Consider the following 18,343-nt stretch of genomic DNA (forward strand, 5'->3'; position numbering starts at 1 on the left):
TTCACGAAAGGATTCCTACAGTCATACCGAACATTCGAGATCCTATATCGATTATTCGAGAAGTTTTAAGGCTGACAATTGCGCGCTGTGGTGTTGCGGGACGGCCGGCTGCAGGTCCGCGAGACGCCGGACCCCAAGCCCGGCCCGGGCGAGCTGTTACTGCGGACCCTGAGCACCGCGATCTGCGCGTCGGACGTCCATTTCATGGACCATCCGGAGCTGGCTATCGACGACCCGACCGGGCGCTCGCGCTACGATGCGGATCGCGACATCGTGCTGGGCCACGAGTTCGTCGGCGAGGTGATCGCGCACGGGCCCGGCTGCACCGACCAGTTCGACGTCGGCGCGCGGGTGACGGCGATGCCGGTTCGCCTGGTCGACGGCGGCGCGGCCGGCATGCGGATCATCGGCCAGCATCCCGAGGCGCAGGGCAGTTTCGCTGAGCTGCTGGTGGTTTCGGAGCCGGCGGCCAAGCCGGTCGTCGGCGACGTCTCCAGCGACGCCGTCGCACTGACCGACGCGTTCGCGGTCGGCGAGTTCTACGTCAGGTCCGCGCAGATGCGCGACGGCGAGGTCGCCATCGTCGTCGGCGCCGGGGCGATCGGGCTCTCGGCCGTCGCCGCGCTGGCCGCCCGCGGCATCGAGCCGATCATCGTGGCCGACTACAAGCCCGACCGCCGCGAGCTGGCCCGCGATCGCTTCGGCGCGCACGTCGTCGTCGACCCCGCCGAGAAGTCACCGTTCGATGCTTTCAGGGACGTCCGCGCCGAACGCGGATTGCCCGGGCCGGCAGTCGTTTTCGAGTGCGTCGGCGCGGCCGGGCTGATCCAGCAGCTCGTCGAATCCGCCGAGATGGCGACCCGGATCTACTGCGCGGGCGGCTGGTACACCGGTGACACCCTGGACATCACCACCGCCACCCGGCAGGGCGTCACAATACAATTCGGCGGCGGTCCCCACCCGCAGGACTGGTACGGAACGCTGGATGCCATCGCGTCCGGGCGACTGGACCCGCTGCCCAGCGTCGGCAAGGTCATCGGCCTCGACGAGGTGCCGGCCGCGCTCGACCTCGCCCGCAGGTCCGACGGGCCGCCGCGCGTCGTGGTCCACCCCAACGGGGACGTCAGGTGACCGAACGCGAAGACCGCCAGGACATCTCCGAGCTGCTGCTGCGCTACGCCACCGGGATCGACCGGCGCGACTGGGCGCTGTTTCGCACCGTGTTCACCGACGACTGCGAACTCGACTACGGCGAGATCGGCGTGTGGAAGGGCGTCGACGCCGTCGCCGAGTTCATGGAGCAGGTGCACGCGCTGGCGGGTCACACGATGCACCGGCTGAGCAACGTGGCCATCACGGTCGACGGCCACCGCGCCGTCGCGCGGACCTACATCGACGGCCTGATCATGGCCTCCGACAACGCATCCGGCGTCAACGCGATCGGCTTCTACGACGACGAGATCGTCCGCACCGACGCCGGCTGGCGCATCGCGCGCCGCCGCTACACGCAGGTGCGGCTGACCACGGTGGGGGGCGCCTAGGTGACATTCGCGAGCAAGTACGGACCGTGGGCGCTGGTCGCCGGCGCCTCCGACGGGCTGGGCGCCGCGTTCGCCGCGGGACTCGCCGAGCGCGGCGTCAACGTGGTGCTGCTGGCGCGGCGCCAGGCGGTGCTCGATCGGGTTGCGGCCGAGATCAACTCGCGGACATCCGTCCAAACGCGGACCCTCGCCGTCGATCTCGCCGAACCCGGCGCGGTGTCGGCGATCGCGGCGGCCACCGCCGACCTGGAGATCGGCTTCCTGGTGTACTGCGCGGGTGCCGACCCGAACTTCGAGCCGTTCCTTGCCAATCCGATCGAGGCCGCCGAGTCGATGGTGCAGCGCAACTGCATGGCGCCGATGCGGCTGTGCCACCACTTCGCGCCCGCCATGGTCGAGCGGGGCAGCGGGGGAATCGTCATCTTCGGCTCCGGCGCCGGATTGGCCGGCGGACCGAACATGGTCGCCTACGGCGCGTCCAAGGCATTCGACATGGTCTTCGCCGAGGCGCTGTGGGCCGAGCTGCACGACAAGGGTGTCGACGTGCTGGGCCTCATCCTGGGCAAGACCGACACGCCGGCCTTGCGGCTACTCGAGTACAGCCGCGGCCTGATCGGCTCGCCCGACGAGTCGCCGCCGGATGCCGCCGCCGTGGACGACGTCGTCGCCGACGCCTTCGAGAACCTGACGAATGGGCCCACCCGGCTGGTGGGCGAGGACCTGCGGGCCGCCGCGCAGCTGATGGCGTCGCTGACCCGCAATCAGGTCGTCGAGCTCTTCACCCAGGCCGCCGCCGCGGCGATGGGCCCCGGGTAGCGGTGCGCGCCGGAACCCCCGGCTCCGGCGCTGCGTCCTAGTGGATATCGGCGTCGAGCTACCGGTGCCCGGCGCGGGCGCGGCGGGCCGTCGGCCGTCGGGACACCGCACGGGCCGCCGCGGGGCCGTCGCAAAACCGCACCACAACACCCCGAGCAGGTTTGCCAAAATTTAAGATCAGCGCGGCCAAACTTTTTAGCTTGCGCTGCTGGCCAGCAAAGACAGCCGGCCGGCCGGCGTCGCCGTGCCGGTCTGCGACGTTGCTGGCGTGGATGGCCGTCGGGTAGTTTTGGAAAGCAGTTCGCCCGGCCCGCGAGCCGAAGTAACAGCGATGATCGGCACCCCCGGACCGAAGGATGACATGCTCGCAACATCGGCTGCCCAGACCGCGACGGCGTCGCGCTCGCCGCGCCGCACTCTGGCCCGCTCGGCGCTCATCACCGCGATATTCATCATTCCGGCCGTCGTGGTGCGCATCGTCGGCCTGCGCCCGGATCCCGTTGCCGCCCTGCTGATCTTCGGGGCCGCGGTCGTGGCCGCCAGCTTCCTGCTGGCGTGGGCGGCCGAGGCCGCGCAGATCGATGTGTCCGGCGGGCTGGCGATCGCGATCCTGGCGCTGATCGCGGTGCTGCCCGAGTACGCCGTCGACCTGTACTACGCGTACGTGTCCGGCCACAATCCGGACTACACCCAGTACGCCGCGGCCAACATGACCGGATCCAACCGGCTGCTGATGGGCCTGGGCTGGCCGGTGGTGGTGTTGGTCGGCATCGCCGTGGCGCGCAAGAGCGGCGCGGGCAGGCCCGGCGGTGTGCGGCTGGAGCCGGCCAATCGCGTCGAGCTCGGGTTCCTGCTCGTCGCCGGCGTGGTCGCGTTCGCGATACCGGCGATCGGCCAAATCCATTTCGCGCTCGGGTTGGCGCTGCTGGCCTGGTTCGGCTTCTACCTCTACAAGGTCAGCCACGGCGAGGTGGAGGAGCCCGAGCTGATCGGCACCGCGGCCGCGCTCGGGGAGCTGTCCGACCGTGCTCGGCGGATCGCCGTCGTCGGCCTCTTCGTGGCGTCCGGCGCGGTGATCCTGTTGTGCGCCAAACCGTTCGCCGACAACCTGGTCGCGGCGGGCACCGAGTTGGGCGTGGACCGGTTCCTGCTGGTCCAGTGGCTCGCCCCGTTGGCCTCCGAGGCCCCCGAGTTCATCATCGCGACCATCTTCGCCGCCCGCGGCAAGGGCACGGCGGCCATCGCCACGCTGATCTCGTCCAAGGTCAACCAGTGGACGCTGCTGATCGGGTCCCTGCCGGTGTCGCACCTGCTGGGAGGCGGCGGCTTCGCCCTGGAGCTCGACTCCCGCCAGATCGAAGAAGTGCTCCTCACCGCCACCCAGACCCTGATGGGCGTCGCGCTGATCCTGGGGCTGCGCTTCCGCCGGGCCGCGGCGTGGGCGCTGCTGGGGTTGTTCATCGTCCAGTTCCCGCTCACCTCGACCTACGGGCGCCTGCTGCTCTGCGGCGCCTACACCGCGGTGGCCGTCGCGGGCCTGATCGTCAACCGCCGCCACCTGGCCGCCACCGTTCGGGCGCCGTTCGTCGGGACCGCGATCCGCCACGGTGGTCACCCCCACCATTTGGAGGGTTCCGGACTCCCGACCTAGCACGCGCGATCGGCTTGTATAGCATCGCGAGCTGTGGCCCGAGAAGTGTTGACCGTCATCGGCGTGGGCGGCATGGGCCAGGCGATCGCGCGGCGCCTCGGCGCCGGCAGGACCGTGCTGCTCGCCGACTACGACGAGGGGACGCTGGCGTCGGTGGCCGAATCGCTGGCCGCCGACGGCCATTCCGTCGAAAGCCGTCGCGTCGATGTCGCCTCACCGGAATCGGTGCACGGCCTCGCCGAATACGCGGCGTCACTGGGCAGCGTCACGCAGGTGGCGCATACCGCCGGGCTATCCCCGTCGCAGGCCCCGGCCGACGCGATCCTGGCCGTCGACCTGCTCGGCGTGGCACTAGTTCTCGACGAGTTCGGTGAAGTCGTGGCGCCGGGCGGCGCGGGTGTGGTGATCGCCAGCATGGCCGGGCGCATGTTTCCGCCGGTGACCGCCGACCAGGAACGCGCCCTGGCCCACTCGCCGGCCGGCGAACTGCTGAGGCTGGACTTCATCCGCGGGATCACTGACCCGAACATGGCCTATCCAATCGCCAAGCAGGCCAACCACATTCGGGTTCGCGCCGCCAGCGCCTACTGGGGCCGGCGGGGCGCGCGCATCAATTCGATCAGCCCCGGCATCATCTCGACACCGATGGGACAGCAGGAGCTCGCCTCACCGGTCGGCGACGGCATGCGGGCGATGATCGCCATGTCCGCGACCGGCCGGCTCGGGACTCCCGAGGACATCGCCGCGGCCACCGCGTTCCTGCTCGGCCCCGACGCCTCCTTCATCACCGGCACCGACCTGCTCGTCGACGGCGGGGTCATCGCGGCGATCAAGTCGGCCAGCGCCGGGTAGCAGTCCCGCCCGTCGCGGACAGCGAGATCAACGCCAGCGTGCAAGTCTCTCGCACTTTTCCGCGCTAGCGTCGATCTCGACAAGGTCAACGAGGCCAGCGCCGGGTAGGCCTAGCCGCCGGTGAGCTGGTTTGCGGCGTCGTCGACTTCGGTCTCGACTCGTACGCCGGCACCCGCGTCGTCCGTGCGGTGCTCCCAGTCCCGCGACCGCAGCCGCCAGGTCCGGCGGGCGTACTCCAGCTCCGTGTACGGCCATTGCGTGACGATGCGCCCGGTGGGCGACCGGAAATAGCTGTCGCATTGGGTCCAGATGGTGCGCGCGAGGTCGGCGGAAAGCTGGTCGTTGTACCGCTTTTCGGCCTCGGGGCGCACGTCGACGTATCCGCCGCGACGCGCCACCCTGCTCACCGCGCTGGCCACCAGCCGCGCGCCGGCCTCCAGGATGTAGACGATCGAGTTGCCGCCCTGGTTGGTGTTGGGGCCGTAGAGCATGAAGAAGTTCGGGAATCCGGCGACGGCCACGCCCAGGTAGGCGCTGGGGTCGGGCCCCCAGCGCTCGTGCAGGCGACGGCCCCCCGCCCCGATCACGTCGATGCCCGAAAGATAGCGCGACGTCTCGAATCCGGTGGCCAGCACGATCGCGTCGACGTCGACGGCGTCGCCCGCCGCAGTGACGACCGACGTGGCGGTGATGCGGTCGATCGGGTCGGTGACGAGCTCGACGTTGTCCTGCTGCAGCGCGCGGTAGTATTCGTCGCCCAGCAGCACCCGCTTGCAGCGGAACGGGTAGCCCGGGGTCAGCGCGCGGCGCAGCCGCTCGTCGCCCACGGTGCGCTCCAGAAACGATGTCGCGACGTGCGAACGGGCGGCCACGATCGGGTCATCGGCGAAGGTTGCGGTGTTGTCGTGCTGGAACTTCCAGATCTGCCAGCGGGCGCGTCGCATCGCCAGGGGGTTGCGCCGAAAACGCGCCAATTCGGTTGCGCTGTAGGGGCGGTCGTCCTTGGGTACCATCCACGGCGGTGTGCGCTGGAAGACCGTCAGCCGGTCGGCGACCTTGGCCAGCTCGGGAACGACCTGCACTCCGCTGGCGCCGGTGCCGATCACCGCGACCCTCTTGCCGGTCAGGTCGACGCCGTGATCCCATTGCGCGGTGTGCATCAGCGCGCCCTCGAAGTCGGCCACGCCGGCGATGTCGGGGAGCCTGGCCGAGCCGAACAGGCCTACGGCGCAGACCACGACGTCGGCGGACAGCGTCGCGGCCCGCCCGGCGCGCTGCAGCTCACAGTCCCAGCGCCAGGTGTCCGCGTTCCAGCGCACCGCGCGCACCCGGGTGCCGAGCATGAGGTGGCGGCGCAGGTCGAAGTCGTCGGCCACACCCTCCAGGTAGGCCAGGATCTCCGGCTGCCGGGCGTAGGTGCGGCTCCAGGATTTGTTGGGCGCGAACGAAAATGAGTACAGGTGGCTCTGGATGTCGCAGGCCGCGCCCGGATAGGTGTTGCGGCGCCAGGTTCCCCCGACACCGTCGGCGGCCTCGACGATGATCAGGTCGTCGATGCCGGCCCGGCGCAGGGCCACCGCCGTGGCGAGACCGCCGAAGCCCGCGCCGACGATCGCGACCCTCGGTGGGCGCCGGCGCCGGGTCGCCGCCCGCATCCGGCCGACGAGGTAGCGCCGGCGGCGTGTCACGGCGCGGCCCCCGGGTCGCGGATGTCGAACCCGTCCAAATCCCCCGCGGCGCGCCACTTCTCCAAGATATCCGCGTACTCGGTGGGCGCGCCGAAGAAGAAGCTGCCCTGCCGCGTCTTCGCGTCCGCCTTGCCCTCCCGGTTGTAATACCCGGGGGTGCACGTCTTGGCGCGTTCGGCGCTCGCGACCGACCGGGCGACGACGGTGTCTACCCAGGCGGCCTCGGCGCTCGCCGACGCTTCGACCTCGGCAGCCCCGTGTTCGAGCGCCCACGCGATGATCCACGCGACGTGGGCCGCCTGCACGTCGAGCAGGTACGGGAAGTTCACCGTGAGCCCCGCCTGCGCGATGCTCTCGATGAAGCAGTTCGGGAAACCGTTGGCGCACAGACCCTGGAAGGTGCGGACACCGTCGGCCCAGCGTTGGGTCAGGGTGACGCCGTCGCGGCCGATCAGCTCGAACCCGGTGCGACGGCAGTAGTCGGTGCCCACCTCGAAGCCGGTGGCGAAGATGAGGCAGTCGAGGTCGTAGGCCGCCCCGTCGACGACGACGCCGGACTCGGTGATGCGTTCCACCCCGCGGCCGCGGGTGTCTACCAGCGTGACGTTGTCGCGGTTGAACGTCTGCAGGTACTCGTCGTGGAAGCAGGGCCGCTTGCAGAAGTAGCCGTACCAGGGTTTGAGCGCCTCGGCGGTGGCGGGGTCGGCCACGATGTCGTCGACCCGCGCCCGGATCTCCTCCATCTTGGCGAAGTCGGCGATCTCGATGTCGCGGCTCCGCTGCTCCGGGCTGCCCGCCCCGTCGGCGTCGTGGCGCATCACCGGGAGCTTGCGGGTGATGCTCGTCCACGCGTCGGCGACGAGATCCTCGGGTGCCTGCCCGCCGGCGGTCAGGATCTGGAAGTTCTGTATCCGCTCCCGTTGCCAGCCCGGCCGTAATGTGCTGGTCCACAGTGGATCCGTGGGCCGATTGGCCCGCACGTCCACCGACGAGGGTGTGCGCTGGAAGACGTAGAGCCGCCCGGCCGCCGCGGCCAGGTGCGGCACACATTGGATCGCGGTCGCACCGGTGCCGATGATCCCGACGCGCTTGCCGGCCAGGTTCTCCAGCTTCGCGCCCGTGTACTCGTAGTCCCACCTGCTGGTGTGGAACGTCCCGCCGCCAAACGCGCCGATCCCCGGGATGCCGGGCAGCTTGGGCTTCGCCTGATACCCGTTGGCCATCGAGACGAACCTGGCCCGCATCTCGTCGCCCCGGTTGGTCCGGATGATCCAGCACGAACTTGCGGCGTCCCAACGGATCTCGTGCACGTCGGTCTGCAGGCAGGCGTCGCGGTACAGGTCGTAGTGCTCGGCGATGCGCCGGCAGTGCGCGAAGATCTCGGTTCCCCTGGCGTACTTCTCCGTCGGGACGTAGCCGAGTTCCTCCAGCAGCGGCATGTACACGTAGGACTCGACGTCGCAGGCGATCCCGGGGTAGCGGTTCCAGTACCAGGTGCCGCCCACGTCGGCCGCCCTGTCGATCAACCGCACGCTTTCGACGCCGAGCTGGCGCAGCCGCGCGCCCGTCAGCAGCCCGCCGAAACCCGCGCCGACGATGGCCACGTCGACCTGGTCGCGCAGCGGGTCGCGCTCGAAACTGCCGTCGGCCCAAGGGTCTTCACCGAACCGGGCGAACTCGCCCGCGATCTCCACGTACTGGGCGATCCCGTCCGGGCGTATTCGCCGGGCCCGCTCCTCGGCGTACTTGCGTCGCAGCGCATCGACGTCGAACGCGCACCCAACGGTCTCGGTCAAGGTCTCGACTCCGCTCTACGTCGGCCCGACTCTATAATCAATCGCTTGATCATATCAAGCGGGTCGTCACGCCCCGCCGAACAGCGCGCCCCTGACCAGCACCTTGGCCGAACTCAGGGCGGCCTGGTACTCCTCGGCGGGCAGGGTGGCCGCCAGCTCGGTCAGGCCGTAGACGAGCGCATAGATCGCCTCGACGGTGGCAGGCGGATCCGGCCGACCGCCGAGCTCGCCGCGCCGGTGCGCCTCGTGGACGACGCCCTCGATGATCTCCCGGAAGGTCGCGAACCCTTCCGCGTCCCGCCCGTCGGCGCCCATGACGTTTTCCGCCCGGATCGCAAATTCGAACGCGGCGAGGTCCGGGTACTCGCGCATCAACTGGCCACATTCGTCGAGCACCGCCTCGATTCGGTCGACGACGTCACCCGGACCCTCGGCGGCCCGGCGCAGCCGGGGCATGAACGCGTCGGCCCGGGCCGCGACCGTCGCCGTGATCAATTCCGACTTGTTCGGAAAGTAGTTGTACAGGCTGGCGCTCGTCACGTTCGCCATGCGCGCGATCTCACGGATCGTGGCCTTCGCGTGACCCACCTCGGCGACGCATCTCATGGTCGCGGCGATGATGCGGCGGCGGGTTTCCTCGCCGCTGGCGCCGACGGGGCGGCCCAGCCGTGTTCGGGTCATGTTCGCCTGCGTCCTCACGATATGTGGTCGAATATATGCGACCAATCAAGGGGTTCCGACATCCGCGGAGGTGCATGACCGCCACGCCGTCGCAACTCGGGCGCCCGGTGGGGGCGGACGCCGAACAGACTCGCCGACGAATAATCACCGCGGCAATGCGCTGCGTGGCCCAGGCCGGCTATTCGCAGGCGACGATCCGTGAGATCGCCCGCGCGGCCGGCATGACCAGCGGCAGCCTGTATCACTACTTTCCAAACAAGTCGGAACTTCTCAAGGCGACCGGCGAGCAGATCGAGGATGTCGTGTTGCCCCGGCTGCGCGCCGCCGCCGCGCGGTGCGACGGTGCCGTCGACCGGCTCGATGCGGTGCTGGACGAGTCGCAGCGATTGATACGCGACTATCCCGACCTGGCCGCGTTCCTGCGGGCGATGCGCGCCCAGAGCGACGCCCAGTCGCGGCGCGGTGGCCCAAAATACCCGGGTTCCAAGGCGCTTCACGATGTCGTCACCGAGATCGTCGAGGATGCCCGGGTGCGTGGCGAGCTGGCCCCCGGCCTCCGCACGGCGGCCACGGTGGAGGCCATCTGCGCGCTGGCGCGCGGGCTGTCGGAGCGGGCGGGCACCGTGGCGCCGAAGACCCACGGCGCCGCGATGAACGCGGCGAAAAAACTCATCCGGGGAACGCTTTTCAAGCGTTAGGCCTTGATGGCTGACCGCCCGAAGTCGGCGCGGCCGCAAGCGACTCGCCCAGGCTCCACACTGCGACTCCGATCAGCACAAGATCCTTGAGCAGGAATTGGCCGGGTAGCGCTGACAGCACCGGAAGGCCGCCCGCGTGGTTGGTGACCACCCCTGGGGTGGTGAACAAAAAGCTCAGCGTTCCCAAGAACAGCACCACCGCCAGCAGGCTGCCGACCGCCGATGCCCGCGGCCATACCGGACGCAACGCAATCAGAAGCGCGGCAACGATTTCCATCGTTCCCAGGCCCCGTGCGACGGTGGTGACGCTGGCCACGTCGTAGATCCAGCTCATCAGTGGGCTATGTTCGATAAGCACCCGTGATTCCATCTTCAGGTACTTTCCGAACCCGATCCAGGCCAAGACGACTACCAGGCCGTAACGGCTGACGAGCAGTCCCCATCTGGCCAGCGATTGCGCCACCGAGCGGGATGTTGCGCCAAGGGTCGGGCTGTTGTCGGTCATCGAGGAGCGTCCTTCCGGCGAGGGATGTCGAAGGCAATCGTTCCTAGAGGACACGGTGGACGGCACAATTGGGTTCAGTGACCCAATCGTTCCAGCCCGGTGTACGTGGGCCGCAGCCGAGGAGCCCGACCGACCTATCCGGCGTAGCGGTCCCGCAGGTTGGCCAGCGTCTTCTCGATGCCGGCCGCGTTGGCCTTCCGGAAGCCCATCCGTTCGTAATACTTCAGCTTGTTCTTGAGCGCACCGGCGTCGCGATAGTCGAACGTCTCGGTGACCTGGGTCAGGGTCGGGGACAGCGGCTCGAATTCCCAACGCCAGCGGTGCCCGAGCGGATGGCGCCACTCGACCACTTCGTTCGGCTTTAGTTCGGTCACCGTGCTGGTGATGCGATAGGGCAGGCCGTACATCTTCATCTTCGTCGAAAACTTGGACCCCACAACCATTTGCGGCGGCACCTCGATGTTGTCTCGCACGGTGCCGGAGCCGTCGAGTTCGGAGTGGCGACGAGGGTCGGCGGCCAGAGCGTAGAGATCGGCGGCCGGCGCGGCGACCTCAACCCTGCGGCTCACCTGTCGCGGTCCCCGGTCAACAACCGTGACGGTCATGGTGTCTCCTTCCGACTGTTCGCCAGCGCCATGTCGAGGCTACGCTTCGGCGAGTCGCCCCATCACAGCCGGTGACGGCGCGCAGCGAGGAAGGGGACCGAAAGGACCGATGAGCCAGCCACTCTCGGGCCGGGTCGCGCTGATCACCGGGGCCGCGCGAGGACAGGGCCGGGCGCACGCGGCGCGGCTGAGCGCCGAGGGCGCCGACGTCATCGCGCTCGACATCGCCGGGCCCCTGCCGCCCAGCGTCCCCTACGATTCGGCGACACCCGAAGACCTGGCCGAAACGGCGCGGCTGGTGACCGCCAACGGCAGGCGGGCCATCACCGCCGCCGTCGACATCCGCGACGCCGACGGCCTCGACGCGGCCGTCGACAAAGCGGTCGGCGAGCTGGGCCGTCTCGACGTTGTCGTCGCCAACGCCGGCATCTGCAGTCCGGCGCCCTGGGACCGGATCACCCCCGACGCGTTCCGCGACACCATCGACACGAACGTGACCGGGACGTGGAACACGGTGATGGCTTGCGCCCGGCACATCATCGCCGGCGGCCGCGGCGGCTCGATCATCCTCATCGGCTCGGCCGCCGGCATCAAGATGGAGCCGTTCATGGTGCACTACGTGGTGAGCAAACACGCCGTGACCGGGATGGCGCGCGCGTTCGCCGCCGAACTCGGCCGCCACAACATCCGCGTCAACAGCCTGCACCCCGGGGCCGTCGCCACCCCCATGGGCGACGACCGGATGCGCGAGGCGATCCGATCCGCCGGGGAAACCTACCCGTACCTGCGGGGTCTGAACAGACCGCTGCTGCCCGAAGGCACCGCCCAGCCGGAGGACATCGCCGACGCCGTCGCCTGGCTGGCCTCCGACCAGTCCCGATTCGTCACCGGCACCCAGGTCTCGGTCGACATGGGCATTTCCTACTGCTGAGCGCTGCTGAGCGCTGCTGAGCGCGTGGTCCCCGCCGCCGATCCGCGCGACCGACCGGGCACAATGGCGGTCGACGGGAATACCTCCGGGCGACGGCGCGTTGACTTCGGAGTCATACCCCTAGGGGGTATTGAGGAAGGAACGACGTGACCACCAGCGAGTACCGGGTGCGCGGAATGAGTTGCAGTCACTGTGAGGCCGCCGTCCGCGAGGAGGTCGGCCGGATCCCGGGCGTCGCCGGGGTCGACGTGGACGCGCAGACCGGCACGCTCGTCGTCACCAGCGCGGCGCCTATCGATGCGCGCGCGGTGCTCGGCGCCGTCGAGGAGGCCGGCTACGAGGCGGTGCCGGTCGCATGAGAACCGCGTCCGGCACCGGGGCAGGCGACGTCGAGCTGGACATCGCCGGAATGACCTGCGCCTCGTGCGCGATGCGAATCGAGAAGAAGCTGAACAGGCTCGACGGCGTCACCGCGAGCGTCAACTACGCGACGGAGAAGGCCACCGCCACCGTCCCCGCCGGCTACGACCCGCGAACGCTGATCGCCGAGGTCGAGAAGGCCGGCTACGCCGCGGCCCTGCCGCACCCGGAACCGGCCGGCGAGCCGCCGGCCGACGAGCGTGAGCTGGCCTCGCTGCGCGGCCGCCTGATCGTCGCGACCGCGCTCGCCGTCCCGGTGATCGCCATGGCGATGATCCCCGCCCTGCAATTCCGCTACTGGCAATGGGTGTCCCTGGCGCTGGCCGCGCCCGTCGTCGCCTGGGCGGGCCGGCCCTTCCACGCAGCCGCCTGGGCCAACCTCAAGCACCCGACGATGGACACCCTCGTCTCGATCGGGACGCTGTCGGCGTTCGGCTGGTCGCTGTACGCCCTGCTGCTGGGCACGGCCGGGGAGCCGGGCATGCGCCACGGCTTCGCGCTGACCGTCACCCGCGGCGATGGCGCGGGCAACGTCTACTTCGAGGTGGCCGCGGGCGTGACGCTATTCGTGCTGGCCGGCCGCTATTTCGAGAAGCGCTCCAAGCGGCGCGCGGGGGCCGCGCTGCGCGCCCTGCTGCAGCTCGGCGCCAAGGACGTCGCGGTGCTGCGCGACGGAACCGAGAGCCGCATTCCCGTCGGCCGACTCGCGGTGGACGACGTCTTCGTCGTCCGCCCCGGCGAGAAGATCGCCACCGACGGGATCGTCGTCTCGGGCTCCTCGGCGGTGGACGCCTCGATGCTCACCGGCGAGTCCGTCCCGGTCGAGGTGGGCGAGGGCGACACCGTCACCGGCGCCACCGTGAACGCCGGCGGCCGCCTCGTCGTGCGCGCCACCCGCGTCGGCGACGACACCCAACTGGCGCAGATGGCCAGGCTCGTCGAGGCCGCCCAGTCGGGCAAGGCCGACGTCCAGCGGCTCGCCGATCGGATCTCCGGCGTGTTCGTCCCGCTCGTGATCGCGATCGCCGCGGTCACCCTGACCGGGTGGCTCGTCGCCGGATTCGGGATCAGTGCGGCGCTGACGGCCGCCGTCGCGGTGCTCATCATCGCCTGCCCGTGCGCGCTCGGGCTGGCGACCCCGACCGCGCTGCTCGTCGGAACGGGCCGCGCCGCCCAGCTCGGCATCCTCATCAAGGGACCGGAGACGCTGGAATCCACCCGCAGGGTCGACACGATCGTGCTCGACAAGACCGGCACGGTGACCGCCGGGAAGATGGCCCTCGTCGACGTGATCGCCGCACCCGACACCGACCGGGACACGCTGCTGGCCTACGCGGGCGCCCTGGAAGACGCCTCCGAGCATCCGATCGCACGGGCGATCGCCGACGGCGCACGGGCGGAGCTCGGCGCCCTGCCCGCGCCCGAAGACTTCACCGCGGTGCAGGGCACGGGCGTCCGGGGCGTGGTCGACGGCCACGCCGTCGTCGTCGGGCGGGAGAGCCTGCTGGCCGACTGGGCCCAGCGGCTCGACGCGACGCTGTCGGCGGCGAAGACGCAGGCCGAGGCCGAGGGCAACACCGCCGTCGCGGTCGGCTGGGACGGCCGGGCCCGCGGCATCCTCGTGGTCGCCGACACCGTCAAACCCACCAGCGCCGAGGCCGTCCGGCAGTTCAAGCGCCTGGGCCTCACGCCGGTGCTGCTGACCGGCGACAACCGGGCGGTGGCCGAACGCATCGCCGCAGAGGTCGGCATCGCCGACGTCATCGCCGACACCATGCCCGCCGACAAGGTCGCGGCCGTCAATCGCTTGCAGGCCGAGGGCAGGGTGGTCGCCATGGTCGGCGACGGCGTAAACGACGCGGCCGCCCTGGCCGCCGCCGATCTGGGGCTGGCGATGGGCACCGGCACGGACGTGGCGATCGAGGCCGCCGACCTCACCCTGGTTCGCGGCGATCTGCGCGTCGCCGCGGACGCGATCCGGCTCTCCCGCCGCACGCTGGCCACCATCAAGGCCAACCTGTTCTGGGCGTTCGGCTACAACGTCGCCGCCATCCCGCTGGCCGCGCTCGGACTGCTCAATCCGATGTTCGCGGGCGCCGCGATGGCGTTCTCCAGCGCCTTCGTCGTCGGCAACAGCCTGCGGCTGCGCCGCTTCGCAACCGCGATCAGCGGCGCCGATGTGGGATAGTTGGTGTCCTCAGCCTCCGGATTCAGCGAAGGTCGCGAACTGTTGAGCCACTTCTTCGAGCAGCTGTCCTTGCTGCACGGCTGGTTCCCCCTAGCGGTGCAGGCGATCACGCTGCTAGTGGCCGTCGCCGCGATCGGGTTGCGCCGGCGCCGGTGGCGTGGCTGGCCGTTGCCGGTGGCGCTGGGTGTCGCGGCCGCGGCGACGGGGCTGTCGTACTGGTACATCACGTCGCTGGGGGTGGCCGGGGACCCGGCGCCCCTGTCGCTGTGGCTGTGGGTGGCGATGAGCGGGCTCGCGGTCGCGGCGCTCGTGCTGGGTTGGCCGGGCGCCCGCTGGTGGCGGCGCGGGCTGGCGGTGCTCGCGGTCCCGCTGTGCGCGTTGTGCGCGGCCCTGGCCGTCAACGGTTGGGTGGGCTACTTCCCCACCGTGTTCGCGGCGTGGAATCAGCTGACGTCCGGGCCCCTGCCCGACCAGATCGATCGGCTGCGGGTCACCGAGATGCAGGTCGCGGGGACCAGGCCGGACAAGGGCGTCGTCGTGCCGGTGAACATCAGCGCCGACGCGTCGCACTTCCCCCACCGCGAAGAGCTGGTGTATCTGCCGCCGGCCTGGTTCAACAGCAACCCGCCGCCCCGGCTGCCGACGGTGATGATGATCAGCTCGGCGTTCAACACCCCCGCCGACTGGCTGCGCCCGGGCGGCGCCTTCACCGCCATCGACGACTTCGCCGCCCACCACCACGGCTTCTCCCCGGTGCTGGTGTTCGTCGACCCCACCGGCTCGTTCGACAACGACACCGAGTGCGTCAACGGCGCCCGGGGCAACGCCGCCGATCACCTGACGAAGGACGTCGTGCCGTTCATGGTCTCCAACTTCGGGGTGAGCGCCGACCGGGCCAACTGGGGCGTCGCCGGGTGGTCGATGGGCGGCACCTGCGCGGTGGACCTGGCCGTCATGCACCCGGAGCTGTTCAGCGCGTTCCTCGACATCGCCGGGGACCGCAGCCCGAGCATCGGCTCGAAGGACCTGACCGTCGCCAAGCTGTTCGGCGGCGACGTCGCCGCCTGGGCCCGTTACGACCCCATCACCGTCATGAACAAGCACGGGCGCTACACCGGGGTGTCGGGATGGTTCGACATCCCGGCGTCCTCGGACGCGCAAAACCTGGCCGAGGCGACCACTCCCGGCCTCATCGCCGCGCGCACCGACCCCTCCGCCAACCCGGAAGGTCAGGACGCCGCCGCCAAGGCCCTGTGCGACGCCGCCTCCGCGAACGGCATCAGCTGCGCCGTGGTGACGCAGCCGGGCAGGCATGACTGGCCGTTCGCCGCCCAGGCGTTCGCCACGGCACTGCCCTGGCTGGCATCGACGCTGGGGACGCCGGGCGTCGAGCCCGTGCAGCTACCACAACGCGGCACCGGGGAACCGCACTAGCCGCCCCCAATTCACAGCTGACGCTCCCGGCCCGATTCGGGCATATCGGTGCTGGCAGTGGTACGGTTCGCTGCTGTGGTGACTGTGCAGCTCGACAAGACCGGCGTCCGGCGCGCCGGCTTGCCCGTCACGCCCCGCACCGCAAACCACCCGCAAAGAATCGGGTCGGATTCCCTGCTGCCGAAGCTGCGCGGCCGCGGGACCGAGACCATGCCATGTTCGAGATGAATCGCCGCCGTTTCCTGGGGTCGCTCGCCGCGGCCACGGTCGCCGGTGTGGGCGCGGCCCGGCTGGTGGTCGACCCGCAACCGCGGACGTTCGCCCAGGCGCCCGCGGCGTCCGCGGCCACGTCGGGTCCGACCGCCCCGGCCGCCCTGTTGCCGCCCCCGCCGCCCAGCGCCCGCATCCCGCTGCCCGGCGGCGGAGCGCTGATGAGGATTCCCGGCGACGGCGACCTGCTCGCGCTGACCCTCGACGACGGGGTCAACAGCGAGGTCGTCCGCGCCTACACGCAGCTCGCCAAGGACACCGGCGCGCGGATGACCTTCTTCGTCAACGGCGTGTACGACTCGTGGACCGAGAACGCGGCCATGCTGCGGCCGCTGGTGGACTCCGGGCAGATACAACTCGGCAACCACACCTGGTCACACCCGGATCTGACGACGCTGCCGCCGGCCAAGGTCGCCGAACAGCTCACCCGCAACGACGATTTCCTGAAGCAGACCTACGGCGTCGGCGCAAAGCCGTACTTCCGGCCGCCCTACGCGAAGCGCAACGCCACCGTCGACGGCATCGCGTCCGACCTCGGCTACACCGTTCCGACCCTGTGGTCGGGTTCGCTGTCGGATTCCACGCTGATCACCGAGGAATACATCCTGAAGATGGCCGATGAGTACTTCACGCCGCAGTCGATCGTGATCGGTCACCTCAACCACCTGCCGGTCACGCACGTCTATCCGCAGCTGATCGACATCATCAAGGACCGAAACCTGCGCACCGTCACGCTCAACGACGTATTCCTGCGGACGCCTTAGCGATTCGCACCGGGCGCCTATTGCGCCGGCTCGATGTTCTGGTTGATGTGGAAGATGTTGGCCGGATCGTATTGCGCCTTGATCTCGCGCAGCCGCTGGTAATTCGGGCCATAGGTGGCCCGCACCCGGTCTTGCCCCTCGTCCATCATGAAGTTGACGTAAGCCGCCCCGGCCGAGTATGGGCGGATTGCCTCCCAGTAGTCCTTCGTCCAGCGCTTCAGCACCTCCGCATTCGCCGGGTCGGGATCGACCCCGGCGATCACCTGTGAGAAGTTGACATCCCGGTGGGCCCAAGCGGTTTCGGTTTGACCGACGCGATGGACCGCGCCGTCGACCGGGTACAGGTGCATCGTGGAGTGCATGGTCGGCAGCTCCTCGGTGAAGCGGGTGTGGGCCTCGACCGCGTTGTCGGGCACCGTCCGGATGAGGTGGCCACGCCAATACCATTGCAGCCCTTTGGGATACAACGCGTCGAAGGTTGATTGCAGCGCGGGGTACGGGGCCGGGCCTATGCCGTCGAAGGCAGGCTCCATCTGCCGGATGGGCGCGAAGACCTCGTCGGTGCGCGCGGGATCGCCTGTGTAGCACCACATCACGGCGCAGGCCTTGTGCGAGTGAAACGCCTCGGGGAACGGCGGTGCCGGCGGGACGGTCATGGTGGCGAAGAACCCGTAGAGGTCGTCGTCCTGCGCGGGCAGGAAATCCCGGTACCACCGGAGTATGTCGGCCGTGCACGATGACGGCCACGCCGTCGGGCCGCAGATCACCGTGTGCACGGGGTGTACGCGGAACGTGAACGCGGTGACCACGCCGAAGTTTCCGCCGCCGCCGCGCAGCGCCCAGAACAGGTCGGGGTGCTCCGATTCCGACGCCGTCACCGTCCGGCCGTCGGCCAGCACGACCTCTGCCTGCAGGAGGTTGTCGATGGTCAGCCCGTGCTTGCGGGTCAGGTAGCCGTGGCCGCCGCCCAGGGTGAGCCCGCCGACGCCGGTGCTGGAGATGATGCCCGACGGCGTCGCCAGACCGTGCGCGTGCGTCGCGCCGTCCACCTGCGCCCACGTCGCACCGCCCTGGACGCGTACCGTGCGCCGGTCGGCGTCGACGTCGACGCGGTTCATCGGTGACAGGTCGACGACGAGGCCGCCGTCCACGGAACCGAAACCGGGGCCGTTGTGACCGCCGCCGCGGACGGCGACCACGAGGTTCGACGTCCGCGCGAATTCGAGCGCGCCCGCGACGTCGGTGGCGGAGCCGCACCGCACGATCACCGCCGGGCGCTTGTCGATCATGCCGTTGTGCAGCGCCCTGGCCTCGTCGTAGCCGGCGTCGCCGGGCAGGATGACCCCGGCCCCGAATCGGCCGTGCAGTTCGTCGGTCGCGGTTGTCAGGCTCATGGCCCGCACCTCCTTGTTGCCTCGTTATGCCGCGACGCTACGGGGTGACAAGACCGTGCGTCATGACCACAACGAAGCATTTCCGAGGCATCCAACGATAGTCAGAACT

17 protein-coding genes are annotated in these 18,343 nt (G+C 69.9%); 11 read left to right on the forward strand and 6 right to left on the reverse strand.

Annotated elements, in window-relative coordinates:
- Positions 1 to 87: 87 nt before the first annotated feature.
- The 5 genes from OQ968_RS05450 to OQ968_RS05470 all read left to right on the forward strand — a co-directional run bounded on the left by OQ968_RS05450 (position 88) and on the right by OQ968_RS05470 (position 4,860).
- Entirely contained in the window at positions 88 to 1,131 is a 1,044-nt protein-coding gene (locus OQ968_RS05450; protein ID WP_324675933.1) for a zinc-binding dehydrogenase, read from the forward strand.
- A complete protein-coding gene (locus tag OQ968_RS05455; RefSeq protein WP_324675504.1) occupies positions 1,128 to 1,541 on the forward strand; it encodes a nuclear transport factor 2 family protein in 414 nt (137 codons plus the stop codon). Before OQ968_RS05450 ends, OQ968_RS05455 begins: the two co-directional genes overlap by 4 nt.
- Entirely contained in the window at positions 1,542 to 2,357 is an 816-nt protein-coding gene (locus OQ968_RS05460; RefSeq protein ID WP_324675506.1) for an SDR family NAD(P)-dependent oxidoreductase, read from the forward strand.
- A gap of 361 nt (positions 2,358 to 2,718) precedes the next feature.
- Complete coding sequence (locus OQ968_RS05465) at positions 2,719 to 4,008, forward strand: sodium:proton exchanger (RefSeq protein ID WP_324675508.1); 1,290 nt, start codon at positions 2,719 to 2,721, stop codon at positions 4,006 to 4,008.
- Between the two features lie 33 nt (positions 4,009 to 4,041).
- Positions 4,042 to 4,860, forward strand: coding sequence for an SDR family oxidoreductase (locus tag OQ968_RS05470; RefSeq protein ID WP_324675510.1), 819 nt, complete (start codon positions 4,042 to 4,044; stop codon positions 4,858 to 4,860).
- A 110-nt stretch (positions 4,861 to 4,970) separates the two neighbouring features.
- On the opposite strand, the gene OQ968_RS05475 is transcribed toward OQ968_RS05470, so the two are convergent.
- From OQ968_RS05475 to OQ968_RS05485, 3 genes are all read right to left on the reverse strand, one after another.
- A complete protein-coding gene (locus OQ968_RS05475) occupies positions 4,971 to 6,515 on the reverse strand; it encodes an NAD(P)/FAD-dependent oxidoreductase (protein ID WP_324675935.1) in 1,545 nt (514 codons plus the stop codon).
- A gap of 29 nt (positions 6,516 to 6,544) precedes the next feature.
- Entirely contained in the window at positions 6,545 to 8,344 is a 1,800-nt protein-coding gene (locus tag OQ968_RS05480; protein ID WP_324675512.1) for an NAD(P)/FAD-dependent oxidoreductase, read from the reverse strand.
- Positions 8,345 to 8,410: 66 nt separating this feature from the next.
- Entirely contained in the window at positions 8,411 to 9,025 is a 615-nt protein-coding gene (locus tag OQ968_RS05485; RefSeq protein WP_324675514.1) for a TetR/AcrR family transcriptional regulator, read from the reverse strand.
- A 74-nt stretch (positions 9,026 to 9,099) separates the two neighbouring features.
- Between OQ968_RS05485 and OQ968_RS05490 the strand changes: the two genes are divergently transcribed.
- A complete protein-coding gene (locus OQ968_RS05490) occupies positions 9,100 to 9,723 on the forward strand; it encodes a helix-turn-helix domain-containing protein (RefSeq protein ID WP_324675516.1) in 624 nt (207 codons plus the stop codon).
- Here the strand turns inward: OQ968_RS05490 and OQ968_RS05495 are convergent.
- Complete coding sequence (locus tag OQ968_RS05495) at positions 9,713 to 10,228, reverse strand: YkgB family protein (protein WP_324675518.1); 516 nt, start codon at positions 10,226 to 10,228, stop codon at positions 9,713 to 9,715. The genes OQ968_RS05490 and OQ968_RS05495 overlap by 11 nt on opposite strands.
- Before the next feature lie 134 nt (positions 10,229 to 10,362).
- Positions 10,363 to 10,833 carry an SRPBCC family protein gene (locus OQ968_RS05500; RefSeq protein ID WP_324675520.1) on the reverse strand — a complete coding sequence of 157 codons (471 nt, stop codon included), beginning with the start codon at positions 10,831 to 10,833 and terminating at the stop codon, positions 10,363 to 10,365.
- 109 nt (positions 10,834 to 10,942) lie between these two features.
- Between OQ968_RS05500 and OQ968_RS05505 the strand changes: the two genes are divergently transcribed.
- The 5 genes from OQ968_RS05505 to OQ968_RS05525 all read left to right on the forward strand — a co-directional run bounded on the left by OQ968_RS05505 (position 10,943) and on the right by OQ968_RS05525 (position 16,840).
- Positions 10,943 to 11,764, forward strand: coding sequence for a mycofactocin-coupled SDR family oxidoreductase (locus OQ968_RS05505; protein WP_324675522.1), 822 nt, complete (start codon positions 10,943 to 10,945; stop codon positions 11,762 to 11,764).
- A 176-nt stretch (positions 11,765 to 11,940) separates the two neighbouring features.
- Positions 11,941 to 12,123, forward strand: coding sequence for a heavy-metal-associated domain-containing protein (locus OQ968_RS05510; RefSeq protein WP_420715849.1), 183 nt, complete (start codon positions 11,941 to 11,943; stop codon positions 12,121 to 12,123).
- Positions 12,120 to 14,372: a heavy metal translocating P-type ATPase gene (locus tag OQ968_RS05515; RefSeq protein ID WP_324675526.1), complete on the forward strand. Its 2,253-nt coding sequence runs from the start codon at positions 12,120 to 12,122 to the stop codon at positions 14,370 to 14,372. The genes OQ968_RS05510 and OQ968_RS05515 overlap by 4 nt, the downstream gene beginning before the upstream one ends.
- A 42-nt stretch (positions 14,373 to 14,414) precedes the next feature.
- Entirely contained in the window at positions 14,415 to 15,806 is a 1,392-nt protein-coding gene (locus tag OQ968_RS05520) for an alpha/beta hydrolase (RefSeq protein ID WP_324675937.1), read from the forward strand.
- Positions 15,807 to 16,030: 224 nt separating this feature from the next.
- On the forward strand, positions 16,031 to 16,840 hold the full coding sequence (locus OQ968_RS05525; RefSeq protein ID WP_324675528.1) for a polysaccharide deacetylase family protein: 810 nt from the start codon (positions 16,031 to 16,033) through the stop codon (positions 16,838 to 16,840).
- 17 nt (positions 16,841 to 16,857) lie between these two features.
- On the opposite strand, the gene OQ968_RS05530 is transcribed toward OQ968_RS05525, so the two are convergent.
- Positions 16,858 to 18,234 (reverse strand): FAD-binding oxidoreductase, encoded by a 1,377-nt coding sequence (locus OQ968_RS05530; protein WP_324675529.1) that lies wholly within the window; start codon positions 18,232 to 18,234, stop codon positions 16,858 to 16,860.
- Positions 18,235 to 18,343 lie beyond the last annotated feature (109 nt).

This window comes from Mycobacterium sp. 663a-19 (assembly GCF_035616495.1).
Lineage (GTDB): Bacteria > Actinomycetota > Actinomycetes > Mycobacteriales > Mycobacteriaceae > Mycobacterium.

Excerpts from the sequence above, each read along its gene's own strand:
- OQ968_RS05465 (WP_324675508.1), top strand. The coding sequence starts at position 2,719 with ATGCTCGCAACATCGGCTGCCCAGACCGCGACGGCGTCGCGCTCGCCG.
- OQ968_RS05485 (WP_324675514.1), bottom strand. The coding sequence starts at position 9,025 with ATGACCCGAACACGGCTGGGCCGCCCCGTCGGCGCCAGCGGCGAGGAA.
- OQ968_RS05510 (WP_420715849.1), top strand. The coding sequence starts at position 11,941 with ATGAGTTGCAGTCACTGTGAGGCCGCCGTCCGCGAGGAGGTCGGCCGG.
- OQ968_RS05475 (WP_324675935.1), bottom strand. The coding sequence starts at position 6,515 with ATGCGGGCGGCGACCCGGCGCCGGCGCCCACCGAGGGTCGCGATCGTC.
- OQ968_RS05490 (WP_324675516.1), top strand. The coding sequence starts at position 9,100 with ATGACCGCCACGCCGTCGCAACTCGGGCGCCCGGTGGGGGCGGACGCC.
- OQ968_RS05500 (WP_324675520.1), bottom strand. The coding sequence starts at position 10,833 with ATGACCGTCACGGTTGTTGACCGGGGACCGCGACAGGTGAGCCGCAGG.
- OQ968_RS05525 (WP_324675528.1), top strand. The coding sequence starts at position 16,031 with ATGAATCGCCGCCGTTTCCTGGGGTCGCTCGCCGCGGCCACGGTCGCC.
- OQ968_RS05505 (WP_324675522.1), top strand. The coding sequence starts at position 10,943 with ATGAGCCAGCCACTCTCGGGCCGGGTCGCGCTGATCACCGGGGCCGCG.
- OQ968_RS05530 (WP_324675529.1), bottom strand. The coding sequence starts at position 18,234 with ATGAGCCTGACAACCGCGACCGACGAACTGCACGGCCGATTCGGGGCC.
- OQ968_RS05495 (WP_324675518.1), bottom strand. The coding sequence starts at position 10,228 with ATGACCGACAACAGCCCGACCCTTGGCGCAACATCCCGCTCGGTGGCG.
- OQ968_RS05515 (WP_324675526.1), top strand. The coding sequence starts at position 12,120 with ATGAGAACCGCGTCCGGCACCGGGGCAGGCGACGTCGAGCTGGACATC.